This is a genomic window from Sporosarcina saromensis, from assembly GCF_033253735.1.
In the GTDB taxonomy this organism is placed as follows: Bacteria; Bacillota; Bacilli; order Bacillales_A; family Planococcaceae; genus Sporosarcina; species Sporosarcina saromensis.
Map to the genome: position 1 here is coordinate 290664 of NZ_JAUBDI010000003.1, position 14342 is coordinate 305005.

The 14342-nt window shown below is 39.7% G+C and carries 13 protein-coding genes; 10 read left to right on the forward strand and 3 right to left on the reverse strand.

Annotation, left to right across the window (positions count from 1 at the left end):
• Nucleotides 1-388: 388 nt before the first annotated feature.
• The gene (locus tag QT711_RS05855; protein ID WP_317942575.1) at nt 389-1294 is read right to left on the reverse strand and encodes an AEC family transporter; all 906 of its coding nucleotides are present in this window, start codon (nt 1292-1294) and stop codon (nt 389-391) included.
• A 340-nt stretch (nt 1295-1634) separates the two neighbouring features.
• On the opposite strand from QT711_RS05855, the gene QT711_RS05860 reads away from it, so the two are divergent.
• The 6 genes from QT711_RS05860 to QT711_RS05885 all read left to right on the forward strand — a co-directional run bounded on the left by QT711_RS05860 (nt 1635) and on the right by QT711_RS05885 (nt 6471).
• Entirely contained in the window at nt 1635-2525 is an 891-nt protein-coding gene (locus QT711_RS05860) for an ABC transporter ATP-binding protein (RefSeq protein ID WP_317942576.1), read from the forward strand.
• Between the two features lie 152 nt (nt 2526-2677).
• Nucleotides 2678-2908: a hypothetical protein gene (locus tag QT711_RS05865; protein WP_317942577.1), complete on the forward strand. Its 231-nt coding sequence runs from the start codon at nt 2678-2680 to the stop codon at nt 2906-2908.
• Nucleotides 2909-3096: 188 nt separating this feature from the next.
• Nucleotides 3097-3279 carry a hypothetical protein gene (locus QT711_RS05870; RefSeq protein ID WP_317942578.1) on the forward strand — a complete coding sequence of 61 codons (183 nt, stop codon included), beginning with the start codon at nt 3097-3099 and terminating at the stop codon, nt 3277-3279.
• 151 nt (nt 3280-3430) lie between these two features.
• Nucleotides 3431-3844: a hypothetical protein gene (locus QT711_RS05875; protein WP_317942579.1), complete on the forward strand. Its 414-nt coding sequence runs from the start codon at nt 3431-3433 to the stop codon at nt 3842-3844.
• A 363-nt stretch (nt 3845-4207) separates the two neighbouring features.
• Nucleotides 4208-6004 carry an SLC13 family permease gene (locus QT711_RS05880; RefSeq protein WP_317942624.1) on the forward strand — a complete coding sequence of 599 codons (1797 nt, stop codon included), beginning with the start codon at nt 4208-4210 and terminating at the stop codon, nt 6002-6004.
• Nucleotides 6005-6048: 44 nt separating this feature from the next.
• Entirely contained in the window at nt 6049-6471 is a 423-nt protein-coding gene (locus QT711_RS05885) for a VOC family protein (protein WP_398295684.1), read from the forward strand.
• Nucleotides 6472-6606: 135 nt separating this feature from the next.
• Here the strand turns inward: QT711_RS05885 and QT711_RS05890 are convergent, their stop codons facing one another.
• Nucleotides 6607-7470, reverse strand: coding sequence for a YitT family protein (locus QT711_RS05890; protein ID WP_317942580.1), 864 nt, complete (start codon nt 7468-7470; stop codon nt 6607-6609).
• 215 nt (nt 7471-7685) lie between these two features.
• Between QT711_RS05890 and nhaC the strand changes: the two genes are divergently transcribed.
• Nucleotides 7686-9128, forward strand: coding sequence for a Na+/H+ antiporter NhaC (gene nhaC, locus QT711_RS05895; protein ID WP_317942581.1), 1443 nt, complete (start codon nt 7686-7688; stop codon nt 9126-9128).
• A 44-nt stretch (nt 9129-9172) separates the two neighbouring features.
• On the opposite strand, the gene QT711_RS05900 is transcribed toward nhaC, so the two are convergent.
• Nucleotides 9173-10417, reverse strand: a complete 1245-nt coding sequence (locus tag QT711_RS05900) for an HTH domain-containing protein (protein WP_317942582.1) — start codon at nt 10415-10417, stop codon at nt 9173-9175.
• An 87-nt stretch (nt 10418-10504) separates the two neighbouring features.
• Here QT711_RS05900 and QT711_RS05905 point away from each other — a divergent pair, with 87 nt between their 5' ends.
• The 3 genes from QT711_RS05905 to QT711_RS05915 all read left to right on the forward strand — a co-directional run bounded on the left by QT711_RS05905 (nt 10505) and on the right by QT711_RS05915 (nt 14214).
• Complete coding sequence (locus QT711_RS05905) at nt 10505-11617, forward strand: mandelate racemase/muconate lactonizing enzyme family protein (RefSeq protein WP_317942583.1); 1113 nt, start codon at nt 10505-10507, stop codon at nt 11615-11617.
• Nucleotides 11614-12309, forward strand: a complete 696-nt coding sequence (locus QT711_RS05910) for a GNAT family N-acetyltransferase (RefSeq protein ID WP_317942584.1) — start codon at nt 11614-11616, stop codon at nt 12307-12309. The genes QT711_RS05905 and QT711_RS05910 overlap by 4 nt, the downstream gene beginning before the upstream one ends.
• A gap of 216 nt (nt 12310-12525) precedes the next feature.
• Complete coding sequence (locus tag QT711_RS05915; protein ID WP_317942585.1) at nt 12526-14214, forward strand: methyl-accepting chemotaxis protein; 1689 nt, start codon at nt 12526-12528, stop codon at nt 14212-14214.
• Nucleotides 14215-14342 lie beyond the last annotated feature (128 nt).

Here is a 14342-nt window from a genome sequence, read left to right on the forward strand (position 1 = left end):
GAGGAAGATCTTCTCTCTATCGTTTCTTTACATTCCATGCAAAAGGCATTTTTAAAAAAGAAGAATCTGAGACAAGTACTATAAGCTTTATCAATTAAAAGCCTTCTCGAATGTAACCTTACATAGTAGATGAATCAATCCATAAAGCTCAAAAGCCTGATTGGTCAAAACCAATTTGGCGCGTCTATACTATCCCTAAACTCGATGTTTCCCGCGTTCCAACAATCCTATTTTTGAAGCTAAAGATTCATTGAACAGATTAATTCCTTCAATTGATTAACGTTTCTTGCAAGCTATGATTAAAATAAATAGCTCTTTACAACGCAGCAAAATTCTGCTGAACGCGGCATACTTCCTCCAAACGCCGCATAAACCCACAGTACACAAATCAAACACCAACGAGTAGCAGTATGACTGGAATCGTCAATATGCTGATTATTGTCGTGACAAACGTCGTAAAAGAAACTAAATCAGGTTCAGTGCCGAATTGTAATGCAAACATCGTTGTATTGGCTGCTGCAGGCATAGAAGCTTGAATGATCAGAACTGCTCGAAGTACATCATCAACCGGTAAAAATAACAATATAACAGCTGCAATTGCTGGAGATACGAACATGCGAATGATTGTCACTGCTGTTACATATTGATACTTCACTTTTTTTCTAACCATTGCGGCCAATTGCATACCAAGCACTAACATGACCGTAGGAATCGACGCATCAGCTATTAAACTAACCCCTTCCATCAACGTAGAAGGCAGTTCAACAGCAAGTAATTGCAGGATAATGCCAAGAAGTGCTGCATATATGAGTGGCATCCGAATTACACGCTGCAAGGCGTCTTGCCAAGTAGCCCGTTCGCTTGCTCCAATCGATGCAAAGAAAATGCCGAAAGAGTTCATTAGCAGAGATTGAAAAACCATCATGATGACAGCATAGTCGAAACCGATTTTACCGAGTGCGAATAAAACAACAGGTGCGCCATAATTGCCGCTGTTCATAAATACCGAGCCTAAAATCATTGCGGATCTTTCAGAACGCGTTGCCTTCATCAATTTTGCTGTACTCCATACAACAATGAACAAAACGATAGATAATAATAAGCTAAAAATGATTATGTACATATAATTCCAAGTTAACGGATTGCCGTAAAACGTGCGGAATGCTAAAAATGGTGACATTAAGTACAAAGCGGTCATTGAAATCGATTTAATGTCAAAACCGATTAGCTTTTGTCCAACATACCCAATCAAGAATATGAAAAAGACCGGGAAGATAATAAAGAGTAAATCCAACGTATGCCAACTCCTTCAACCGTAGAAATAGCAACCACTATGTTTAATACTATTGGAAAAAAGTTCGTCAGTCGAATGGTTTTTATCGTAACTTTGAAAATTCGTGATTTTATCTGGTGGCTACTAGCAACGATTATGAAAAGAGATTTCAGAGACTTCGAGTAAACCTATTGAAAAACTTTCAGATTTTACCTATAATAGAATGAGATTTCAGAAAGAAAAGACAATAGGGATAATAAATTGTGATTTAAAAAGGAATTTTTCTAAACTATTCCCAAAAACTTTTTTACTCAAATGCGAAGACGTAATTGAACTAGTTAGAGAAAGGTAGGTAGAAGATTTGTTAAAATTATCAAATGTATCTATTGCATATCAACATAAAGTAATTTTAGATGAACTGGATTTAACCGCTCATAAAGGGGAAATTATCGGAGTAGTTGCCCCGAACGGTACGGGTAAGACTACACTATTTAATGTCATAGCCAACTTCGTCAAACCAGATAAAGGTCAAGTCGTCTTTGGAGGAAAGCATACGTATCGGAATGAACGTGAAGAATTACATATCCATAAACAGTTGGTCACATTTCCTGAGCAAAAAGATCTCTTTGAAGAGTTGTCAGGGATTGATCATCTAAAACTTTATGCAAAACTGTGGCAAGGGAATAGTAAAAATGTTCCTATGATTGTTGAGAGACTTCAGATGGGGCATTATGTAAAACGGAAAGTGGGAACCTATTCGCTTGGAATGCGCCAACGACTGTGTTTCGCAATGATGATGGCAGCTGATACACCAATGATGCTCATGGATGAAGTGATGAATGGTCTTGACGTGGACAATGTTGCCCTTCTTTCTGAATGCTTACTAGATATGAAGAGTGATAAATTGATTTTCGTTGCTTCGCATTTATTAGAAAACCTAGATTTATATGCAGATCGTGTATTGTTTTTAAAAGATGGGACATTCATTCACGAGCAACGTTTCACAAGCCAAAATGAACGCTTCCTTAAAATTGAAATGTCTCCGGAGCAATATACTGCTCTAAAGAAAGATCTTACGTTACCAAAACAACATGTCTATGTAGCAAATCATTTATTATGTCTTCCGCTCGATGGGCTCAGTATGGAACAACAGACAGAATGGATGGAGATCATGTTACCGTACAATGAGAAAGTGATGACAGTTGGACCGATGGGAACGGCTGAATATTATGAAATGTACTATTCATCGTAAACATATTTGCTATTTTGACGAAGTTGATTATCAACCTGTTCAAATTTCTGTTTTTGATGATGGATCGGTTTTAGTTCATGTGGTTTATTGAGATACAAAAGATATTTCCGCAAACGTGCCATTTTGAAGAACAATACAAGGGAGGAGTTATCATGCTTTTACTCTGGTACGCTTCATTTTTGATATCAATTATGACAATGGTATTCGGGATTTCACGGCGTTCTTGGTTTTACATGTTGATCAGTGCGATTGCTTTTTTACCTATCTCATACTATTTTTTAGGGATAAATATTGCTTTGAAATACGTAGGTCTTACGCCAATAATCTTGCTGGCGTTAGCGGTGTATTTTGGGGTCTCAGAAAGAAAAGCTAAAACTATATAATTTAGTAATCGGGCGCAGTTATTGAAGAATTCGTGTTCCAGAAACTGGCCATTTTGGGAGAAGTAAATGATGGAGGAGAATAAAATGGGTGTTAAAATAAATTAGGAGCAATAATTTTAACGAGTGTTATTGTAATGTCTGTTGTATTTTGGTTTATGCAAAAAGAGCCATATAGTACAAAGCTGGTTATGGATTCATTGTGGGATAAATATGAAGTGCAAAGTACTCAAATTGGCATTACTGATCCTGTTATAACGATAGACGTATACGATAAAGATGGTATACCTGAAGTTGAAAAGTATTTAAAAGCCCAATTGTCTAAAGATGATTTAGAGCACTATGAAATCGAGGTGTTTTCTCGGTGGTCGTGAATTATTTTGTAAGATTATAATAAACTATTTGCTATAATATGGGACAATTCACTAATAAGATCCGTTCTTCAAACGGGCCCTTAAACGGCATATGACTCATTGTACCAGGGGAATCTCAAAACAATAAGATAGTAAAAGGAGGCATAATCATTTGAAACAAATACTCCTGGTCTTTTCTGTACTAATTATTTTGTTAGTTAGTTCGGGTTGTGTAAATAAAATGATAGGGCAAAAAATAACTGTGCAGAATCGAACAGGAGAAGAAAATACTTTTGAAGACTTTAGAGAGATTACTCAACGAAAACAGGTTACTAAAGCAATAGATATAGTGAAAAATGCTGATTGGGAGAATACAGAAATAAACATGGAACGTGATGCTGACTACCAATTTCAATTTCCATTTAAGAATGGCAGCGAAGACAAAATCGCATCTTATTTATTATGGATTAGCTCAAATGGTGAAAATCTAGAGATAGTTACTGATAGCGATAGATATGTGAAATTAACAAAGCACGATTCAGCAGACCTCTACAAAATTTTAACAGGAGAGAAATTAATAAAATGATTCTCTAGAATCGGGCGCGATTGTGGAAGATCGGAAGGGCAGCATATGCTGTCCTTTTTTATTTTTTTCTTCGGCCAAAAGTGAAACGTGCTGCAGAAGAAAACATGTGGCAATTGTCAACGGTAAATGTCTGACTGGAGTGACAGCGGAAGGAATTTAAGGAGTTGACAATTTTGCTGCACCCGAACCCTCTTGGCTCGTCAAAAGGCAACACCTTTCAATGATTCACAAAAAAGTGCTGATCGATAAAGCACTTTTTTTCTGTCTATACTACAATAGAAGTAACGAAATCATTGAAAGGAATTATCGATTTTGCAACTTACACTGACGTTTATCATTTTAGGCATTACCATTGTTTTATTCATGACAAATAAGCTTCGAGCCGATTTGGTTGCGATGCTTGCGTTATTGACCTTTGTCATTACCGGAATCCTGACACCTGTAGAAGCGTTATCTGGGTTTTCGAATTCTGTTGTCATTATGATAGCAGGCTTATTTGTCATCGGTGCAGGTATTTATCGTACCGGTCTTGCGCAAATGGCGGGCACTCTTTTATTGCGCTATTCGGGAGAAAGTGAAAGCCGATTGTTCGTATTGTTACTCGTCATTGTCGCTTCAGTTGGTGCGTTCATGAGTAATACGGGTACGGTGGCTCTCATGTTGCCGATTGTCATTAACATTGCAATGAGCATTAAAAGTAGTCCGTCAAAGTATTTGATTCCTCTTTCTTATATGGCAAGTTTTTCAGGATTACTGACATTGATCGCGTCTCCACCCAATCTGATTGTGAGCCAGTTGCTTGTCGATAACGGCTATGAAAAATTAGGCTTTTTCCAAATCACGCCAATCGGTATTATCGGTGTTGTGGTTGGTATCGTCTATTTGTATGCGGTGCGCAATAAACTGCTTCCAAGTAGTTCTGCCTCTTCTACTACAAATGGCTATGCATCATTAGCAACAAAACAATTGGCGATTGATTATGAATTAGGTGGAAAGTTGTTCAAAGTGAAAGTACCTGAAGGCTCATCATTGGTAGGAAAACGTCTTGCACAATTAAAAATTCCGGCTACGTACCATTTATGCATTTTAAAAATTAGTCGTAAATCAGTTGAAGGCATGAACTTAATGCCTATGACGTATCAAGAAATGGCTGGTCCAAACAGTGTGATCCAAGAGAAAGACCGACTATATATCCAAGGAAGTGCAGCTAATCTTGAGAAATTTATCCAAGCGTTTGGGCTAGTTCGTGAAGAAGCGACTTCAGAAACGGAAGAACTTGTATCCAAACAGTTAGGCATTGCAGAAGTGTTATTGACGCCCCATTCTAAACTTATCAATGAAACAGTGCGAAGTATTAATTTTCGTGAAAAGTACAACTTGAATATTTTAGGGATTAATCGTCAAGGAGAATTTGTTGTCAAAGATATGTCCAAGCAAAAGCTGCGTTTTGGAGATGCGATTCTCGTGCAAGGTGCTTGGGATTCAATTGAACTGTTATCGAAAGAAACGAGGAATGTGGTTGTCATCGGTCAACCGAAAGAGCATGCAAGTGTCGCTTCTGCAAGCGGAAAGGCTGCAATTGCAGGAGGGATCATGGCACTTATCGTTCTGCTAATGGTGCTCGAAGTGTTTCCAGCAGTCATTTCGGTCTTAATAGGCGCAGCCTTAATGATCTTAACCGGCTGTGTACGCAATATGGATGATGCCTATGGGCAAATAAACTGGGAGAGTATTTTGCTAATTGGTGCCATGTTACCGATGGCGACTGCACTTGAGAATACAGGAGGCATGGTGCTACTTTCTGAAGGGATTATTCAACTCTTAGGCGGGGTAGGGCCAATGGGCGTCCTTGCAGGAATCTTCTTTTTGACGATGCTGTTTGGGCAATTCATAAGCAATACAGCAACAGCGGTTTTGTTTGCTCCCATCGGAATGAGTGCAGCGTTAAGTATAGGCGTCAGTCCCTATCCATTCTTAATTGCTGTAGCGGTAGGAGCGAGTATGGCATTTTCCACACCAGTCGCTTCTCCAACGAATGCTCTAGTCATGACTGCGGGGAATTATAAGTTTAAGGATTTTGTAAAGATTGGCGTCCCGCTACAATTCATCATGTTCATTGTCATGATGATTTCCATTCCACTCTTGTTTCCGCTTAAATAAAACCTATGCTATGATAAATAAAACTACTTATCTGAAAAAGGAGTATGATTGTCATCGCTATCAATGCATATGTAACATTTAATGGAAATTGTCGACAAGCAGTGGAGTTTTATGCGGACGTATATAATGTGGAAAAACCTGAATTCATGACATTTGGTCAAGCCCCACCGAATCCGGAGTACCCATTACCTGAAGAAGCTCATGATCGAATCATGCACACACGTTTGACAATAAACGATGATGTGATCATGTTTTCAGATACATTTCCAGGTTCACCCTATGTCGTTGGAACCAACGTAAGCTTAGTGTACGTGAGCAAAGATGAACAAGAATTACGATCCATCTTTCATAAGCTGAAACAAGGTGGCCGTATTTCAATGGACATTCAAGAGACTTTTTGGAGCAAGTGCTACGGCTCGGTAAAAGATCAATTTGGCATCGAATGGCAAGTAAGCCATGAGGAATAAAAAAGAGCCTGGGATAAATCATAAAAAAATGCATGAGGCAAATTCGCCAGCATGCATTTTTTTCTGTTTTTACAATGTTTCTTTTTCATATTCACGAGTGGAGCGCAGAGGAACGGTCTATGAACCTAAATCCCATCAATGAATCGCAGACTTAAACGCGGCGCCGTGTGTCTCTTGTATATTCGTAATTGTCACAAAGGCTGACGGATCCATATCACGTACGATCTGCTTCAACTTGGAGATTTCCAAGCGGGTAATGACAACGTAAATAATTTCTTTTTCGTTGTCGTTATAACCACCTTTACCGTGAAGCAATGTAACACTACGGCCAAGTCTTTCCGTAATGGCAGCGCTCAATTCTTCGTATTCGTCGGATACGACTATGACCGCTTTCGTATCTTCCAACCCTTGTATAATGATATCAATTGCTTTTGAAGCAATGTAATACGTCAAAATGGAGTACATCGCTTTTTCCCACGTTAAGACAAAACCTGCCCAGCCAAATATGAAAATATTAAAGAACATGACGAATTCGCCCACGGAAAAAGGGATTTTCCTTGTCAATAAAATACCAAGAATCTCTGTACCATCTAATGCCCCGCCATTTCGAATGACGAGTCCGACTCCTGCACCTAGCAAAATTCCGCCAAAGACGGTCGCGAGCAAGGGATCGGTGACAAATGGACCTACCGATTTTAATGGGAATTCGATAACGGCTAATAATACAATCGCGACAGATGAAGAAATGAAGAAGTTCTTGCCGATGTGTTTATACCCGAAGAAGAGAAACGGTAAATTGATGATGAGAATGAGAATACCAAACGGAATGCCCGTCATGAAATTCAAGATAAGTGAAATTCCGATGATTCCACCATCGATGACCGAGTTGGGTATTAGGAAGAGCTCCAACGCGACTGCTGCTAATGTAACCCCAATAAGTATGAAAAAGTAGCGTTGGATAAGACTGCGAAACGTTTCCTTTTTATGTTCTTTTTTCACGACAATAAGCTCCTTTTTAGCACTAGTTTCACTAGTTATATCGTACTATGTACCTCAAATCTCAATGCATTCTATACATTATTGTAGTATATCACTGAAATCGCTTTCAAAAAAACTATTGACTCCTTTTGAAAAACTGTATATTATTCTATTAACGACCAATTAGCGACAAATTTTAATTTTACAAAAAATAATTATTTATTGGAGGGGTACCGATGAAACAACCAGAGAAAAAGAAGATTGGATTCTTCATGGCAATTTTGCCACTATTCATTATGATAGGTGTTATGCTTCTGACCGTCGTGAAACTGGAGCAAGGTCCACATATGCCTTTAATCGTCGGTACAACGACCGCAGCTTTAGTCGCTTGGCGATATGGATTTACGTGGAAAGAAATCGAAGAAATGATGTATAAAGGAATTAAGCTTGCATTACCAGCTGTCGTCATCATAATGCTAGTTGGATTGACAATTGGTTCATGGATGGGCGGCGGTATCGTTGCGACAATGATTTACTATGGTTTGCAAATCATTACACCGGGTTGGTTCTTAGTCGCAATTACAATCATTTGTGCAATTGTTTCCTTAGCAATTGGTAGCTCATGGTCTACAATGGGAACGATTGGTGTTGCAGGTATGGGAATCGGGTTAAGTATGGGAATTCCTGCCGGGATGGTCGCAGGAGCAATTATTTCAGGTTCTTATTTTGGTGATAAAATGTCACCGCTTTCAGATACGACGAACTTAGCATCAGGGTTGACAGGGACAGATCTTTTTGATCACATTAAGCACATGTTGTATACAACCGTTCCTGGTTTTCTGATTGCACTTGGGGTTTATGGTTTTTTAGGAAGACGGTTTGCAGACAGCAATTTGAACTTGGAACAGATCGCACAAACGTCTTCAGTGTTACAAGAGAGTTTCCTCATTACGCCATGGTTACTGCTCATTCCGTTAGCAGTTATTGTGCTCGTTGCATTAAAAGTACCAGCAATCCCTGCACTTATTGTCGGTATTATCCTTGGATTCTTATCACAAATTTTTGTTCAAGGCGGTTCATTAGCAGGTGCGCTTGAAGCATTACAAAGTGGTTTTGCAATTGAAACAGGCAATATGATGGTCGATAAGCTATTCAATGGCGGTGGCTTGGATTCCATGATGTATACCGTTTCAATGACGCTTGTCGCAATGACGTTTGGAGGAATACTTGAGTATTCAGGTATGCTTCAGTCAATTATTAATCAGCTCATGAAAGGTGTTAAATCATCTTTTTCCTTAATCACATCAACCATTGCAACTTGTATTTTTACAAATGCAACTTGTTCAGAACAGTATATTTCAGTCGTTGTTCCGTCAAGAATGTTTTCAAAGCTGTATAAAAAAATGGGGCTACACTCGAAAAACTTATCCCGTGCTTTGGAAGACGGTGGGACGATTACGTCAGTATTTATCCCTTGGAATACATGTGGGGTATTCATATTAGGTACATTAGGTGTTGGGGTTGCTCAATATGGTCCTTATGCAATACTCAATTTAGTTATTCCGTTGATTTCAATTATTTATGCGGCTACTGGTTTCTCTATTGTCAAAATGACGAAGGAAGAACTGGAAGCGGCAAAAAAAGAACAATTGGATGATAAAGTCCAAGTTGAAATGTAAAAAAAGAGGCTGTCCATTTGCCATTAGGCTAGGACGGCCTTTTGTTACATGTGAGTTGGAAAATTAAATTCATAGATCGCACGGGGTCTTCCTTGTTTGTACGTCATTTCCTCGCCCACGATTGTTATATAATCATACTCAATCAATTTCTTAATAGTGCGTTCTGCGGTTCTTCTGGATACATTCAAATAGATGGCTAAATCGTTAGCAGTAAATTGGTTTGTTGAACGTGATTTATTAAATGCAAGTAATTTCGAGATGTTTGCTGGCCCGAGTTTTGTTTTATCAGCCATGGACAATAATGTAGGATGATCGACTTTCATGTCCAGCACATCTTCCGTTTGTGGAAATGGCCCGTGCAGTTTTTTGTGAGCATCAAGAATGTAAAAACCACTTAGTTCTGTCGACCGGTTAAAATTTAAAGCAAGCCTTGCATGGTCTGCGGCAATCATTGTTGACTCACCACAACCGAATGCTATTTTTACAGTGGAGGGTAGTTGATTTACTAGTGCTGTAAATTGCGGATTTCTAATAGAGTACTCCAAATTTCCCATTGTCGTGAAGAGTGTGTATTCCCCTGCTGATTCATGCCAATGTGCATGTAATTGTTGAGCGAGTGTAGCGATAAAGTCTTGCATAGACGGATCTTGAGCTGTCACAATGCCGACAGCGATTTGAGCAGAAGTGCTCTGCTGAAGCATAGCTTGTTGACGGGCTTCGTAAAGGCTTCTTACGATAGAGCTTCCAGGGTCGATCATCATGCAAGCTTTTTTCCCGACAGCTTTTAACTGCTCGTACACAGCATGGACACTTGTAATAGCGATAGCTGTTTTTCCTTCATCCATTAGCTTACTGTGAAATGAAACGAGTGTTGCAATCGTGTCATCTTCTTGTAATTCATGGATAAAAGGAAGAGCAATGGTTCCGTTAACATCTTCAATCACATGATCCACATAAATTCGATTTGTGACGTCAATGGAAATACGATCACAAGGTAGTTGCTCGTTCGCTAACACATAGAGTAACGTAGTGGAGATAGCGGTTTCATCCTGTTGTAAAAAGATTGCTGGAACCGCGAATTGTTGAACCGCTTTTTGTGCGTACAAATAAGGCAGTGATCCGGAAAACACAATTGCATCACAAGGTTTAATCGTTTGAATGATAGCAGCTGCTTCTTGGGGCTCATCATAGATATGACATTCGATAGCCATATCATCGTTTTCTTTGACGAGCTGTAAAACATGGGAACAAAAATGTTCTGAACCGATGACTGCAATTTTTATTCTCAACAAAAATCCCTCCAATTTTATAGCGACTATTTAACGACAGTGTTACAATTACTATAAAGGATGTTAAAACAGAAAGGAAGAAAAATGATGAAAATTACTGAAATTGAAATTTTTGCAATACACCTTCCGTTAGTTGAACCATTTGTAATCAGTTATGCAACTTATGATTATATGCCTTCAATTATTGTCAAAATGACGACTGATAGTGGGCATGTTGGATATGGAGAAGCGGTGGCAGATGAACATGTTACGGGAGAAAGCTGGGAGAGTACATTTGCAGTATTAAAAAATACACTTGCGCCTGCGCTCATTGGCATGGATCCAGCAGAAATGGAAAAGATTCATGAACGGATGGACAAGGAGATTTATGGTGTCCCGGCTGCCAAAGCTGCAATCGATATCGCTTGTTATGATGTAGTCGGTAAAGCGTTGGACGTTCCGGTGTATACGTTGTTAGGTGGAAGATACCATGACGAATTTCCAATTACACATGTGTTAAGCATTGCTTCCCCATCACATATGGCAGACGAGGCAGAACATCGAGTAACAGAAGGGTACCGTTCATTGAAAATGAAGGTCGGTACGAATGTTATGGAAGATGTTAAACGAATCCAAGCAGTCCGTGAACGTGTTGGAGATGCCATTGCAATCCGTGTCGATGTGAATCAGGGGTGGGTAAATAGTGCAGCGACGTTACAAGCGTTGCGGAAACTTGAACAATGTGACCTTGACTGGTTAGAGCAACCTGTTAAAGCGGATGACATTGATGCGATGGTGGAAATTAAATCTAAAACTTCCGTACCTGTCATGATTGACGAAGGTTTGCGCGGTGTTCGCGAAATGCGTGAAATCATTGCAAAACGTGCAGCTGATAAGGTAAACATCAAGTTAATGAAATGTGGCGGTATTTATCCAGCCATGAAACTTGCGCATATGGCTGAAATGGCAGGAATTGAGTGTCAAGTTGGGTCGATGGTTGAGTCATCCATCGGGTCAGCGGCAGGCTTCCAAGTTGCTTTTTCAAAGAAAATCATGACAAGTGTTGAATTGACGGGCCCATTAAAGTTTAGTGAGGATGTTGGGAACTTGCACTACAATGTTCCGTTTATCCGTTTAACAGAAAAGCCTGGATTAGGCGTAGATGTAGATGAAAGTGTCTTGGCGAAACTTACAGTGTTCTCTGAGAAGGTGAAAGGATGAATACGGTACAAACACTTCCGAACGGGCAGACAATTCGAATTCAATCGTTGACGATGAATGATCTCTTGGCCATTCAAAGCTTACAAGAGAACGTAATCGCTGCTCTTCCGGATACGTCATTCCTTCAACCGCTATCAGAGGAAGAGTTTCGATTCATTCTTAATGGAAATGGTAGTATGCTCGGTGCATTCCACGAGGAGGAGCTCATTGCGTTTCGAGCGATGTTAGAACCTGAAATAGATGAAGAACATCTAGGGAGAGATGCGGGACTCTCAGAAAATGAGCTGCCATCCGTCTTATACTCTGAAATTTCCAATGTCCATCCTGCTTATCGAGGAAACGGCCTTCAAAAAATGCTTGGAAAAATGTTGATGGAGCAAGTAGATACGAGTCGTTTCCGATATGTCTGCACGACGGTCGCACCATTCAACATTGCAAGCTTAAAAGATAAATTTTCTTTAGGGATGCATATTATTTCCTTAAAAGTGAAGTATGGCAATCTCATTCGTTATACGATGATGAAAGAATTAACGGATGATCCAATCGAAGTGAATGATTTGGAAACAATCCTTATCGATATGTCTTACCTTGAAAGGCAACAGGCGTTATTAAAAGATGGTTGGATTGGTGTCGGCATGAGACAAGAAGCTGAAGAGTGGAAAGTCATCTTCAAAAAGAAGCGAACAGTTTAATAACGTAGGCAATCCTGTAAAACGGTCTCAATCTTTTAAATTGGGATCGTTTTTTTAATGTTGGAATAGTCCTAAAGGTTTAGTGAGTTGTCGTCAGTATTTTTATTTGCAAAACGATAAGTACTTCAGTCATTATTTTGGCAATCTACCTTTCTATATTACTGTGAAATTAGTATAGTAGAATATAGATGAAAAGGTTTACATAGGGGGATACAGATGAGATTTTCAGTGAGTAGGAAACTGTGGACTGGTTTTTTGACATTAGTCTTCCTAATGGTCATTGCAGGGATATTGAACTACTTGGCAATGGAGCGCGTGAGTGAAAAATATGAGTTCTTAATTGATGACCGAATGGAAAAAGTGATTGTGCTTGAACAAGTAGCGACAAATCAGAACGAATTGTCGAATGATTTACGTGGTTACTTGCTCTATAAGGAAGTTGTCTATTTGACGAATCGCCGCACACAAATCGAGTCATTCAATGAAAAAGTGAACCAACTAGAAACATCTCTAAAAGGGGAAGAGAGTATTGAACTGTTAGCGGAGCTAAAAGATGCTGGTGTTCGCTATAGCGAATTGACAGATTCCGCAATTAGTTCGTTCAACAATGGCAGAGATGCTGATGCCATTGCATTTGCTGATAAGGCAGAAGACTATCAAGCCATTATAACGAAACAAGCAAAGAAATTAATAGAAATCCAACGTGCTGAAATGGCTACAACGAAAAAAGAGCTTGCTGACACCCGTAAGTGGACGAGTATCTTCCTGTTCGGTGTCATTGCTTTCAGTGCTGTCCTTAGTATTGTAATTGCTACTTTCATCAGTCGAAGCATTACAAAACCTGTTCGTGTCATGACGCGATCATTAAAACGGATTGCAAAAGGTGATTTTGCAATGGAAGCATTACGTATAAAAAACAAAGATGAAATCGGTGAGATGGCGACAGCTTTCAATGAGATGACGACCGACTTGCGCGGAATCATTTCAAATACGCGGGATGCCGCGCATCAGTTGGCAGCACAAGCTGAGCAATTGACGGCAAGTTCTGAAGAGAGTCTTGCAGCATCCGAAATGGTAGCAGAAATCGCTGAAAAGAACTTGATGGCAAGTGATATGCAAGTGAATCTCGTCAATGAGTCGGCTACTGCGATGGAAGAGATGGCAAACGGTGTCACGCAAATTACAGAAGACAACGAAGCAATGCTCACTTCATCGACAACAGTTTCAAGACTTGTCGGAGAGGGGTCTCAACTCATGAATGAGGTGACCGTTCAAATGTCAGAAATCTCAACGACGATTGAGCATTCTTCCACGATTATTAATGAACTCGCAGAACACTCGAAAAATATTCGGAATGTAACTGGGATGATTACCGGTATTGCCGAACAAACCAATTTGTTAGCTTTGAATGCGGCAATTGAAGCAGCACGGGCAGGAGAGCAAGGAAAAGGCTTTGCGGTCGTTGCAAATGAAGTGCGGAATCTCGCGGAACAATCCAAAAATTCTGCTGAAGAGATTGAACGGATGATTGAAACAGTTATTCAAAATGTTTCGTTGGCAGTCGATAGTGCAGATAATGGAAAAGAGAAAGTGAACGAGGGACTTGGTATCACGCAGCAGACGAGCCGTGTGTTTGAGCAGATTGAATTTGCTTCCAATGATGTAAGCGGAAAAGTGCAAACGGTAGCCGTTGCGATTGATCAGATTCGTTCGATGTCTGAACGTGTGTCAGCTAGTGCTAAAAAGGTTCAAGAACTAGCAGTCCAAACTTCGGCAGAAGCACAATCAACAAGTGCTGCTACGGAAGAACAACTTGCATCCAATGAAGAAATCAGTTCAAGTGCCCAAACTTTATCAGAAGTGGCCGAAAAACTTCAAACGGATTTAGGGCGATTTACGGTATAAAGACAGAAGCTGACTGCATGTCCAGTCAGCTTTTTCTGTTATCTGAAAATAAACATTGCTCTCATGTCTGTAGAATGATACAATCAATCTCTGACTTAAATCCCCAACATCTCCCATCAACAATCGTA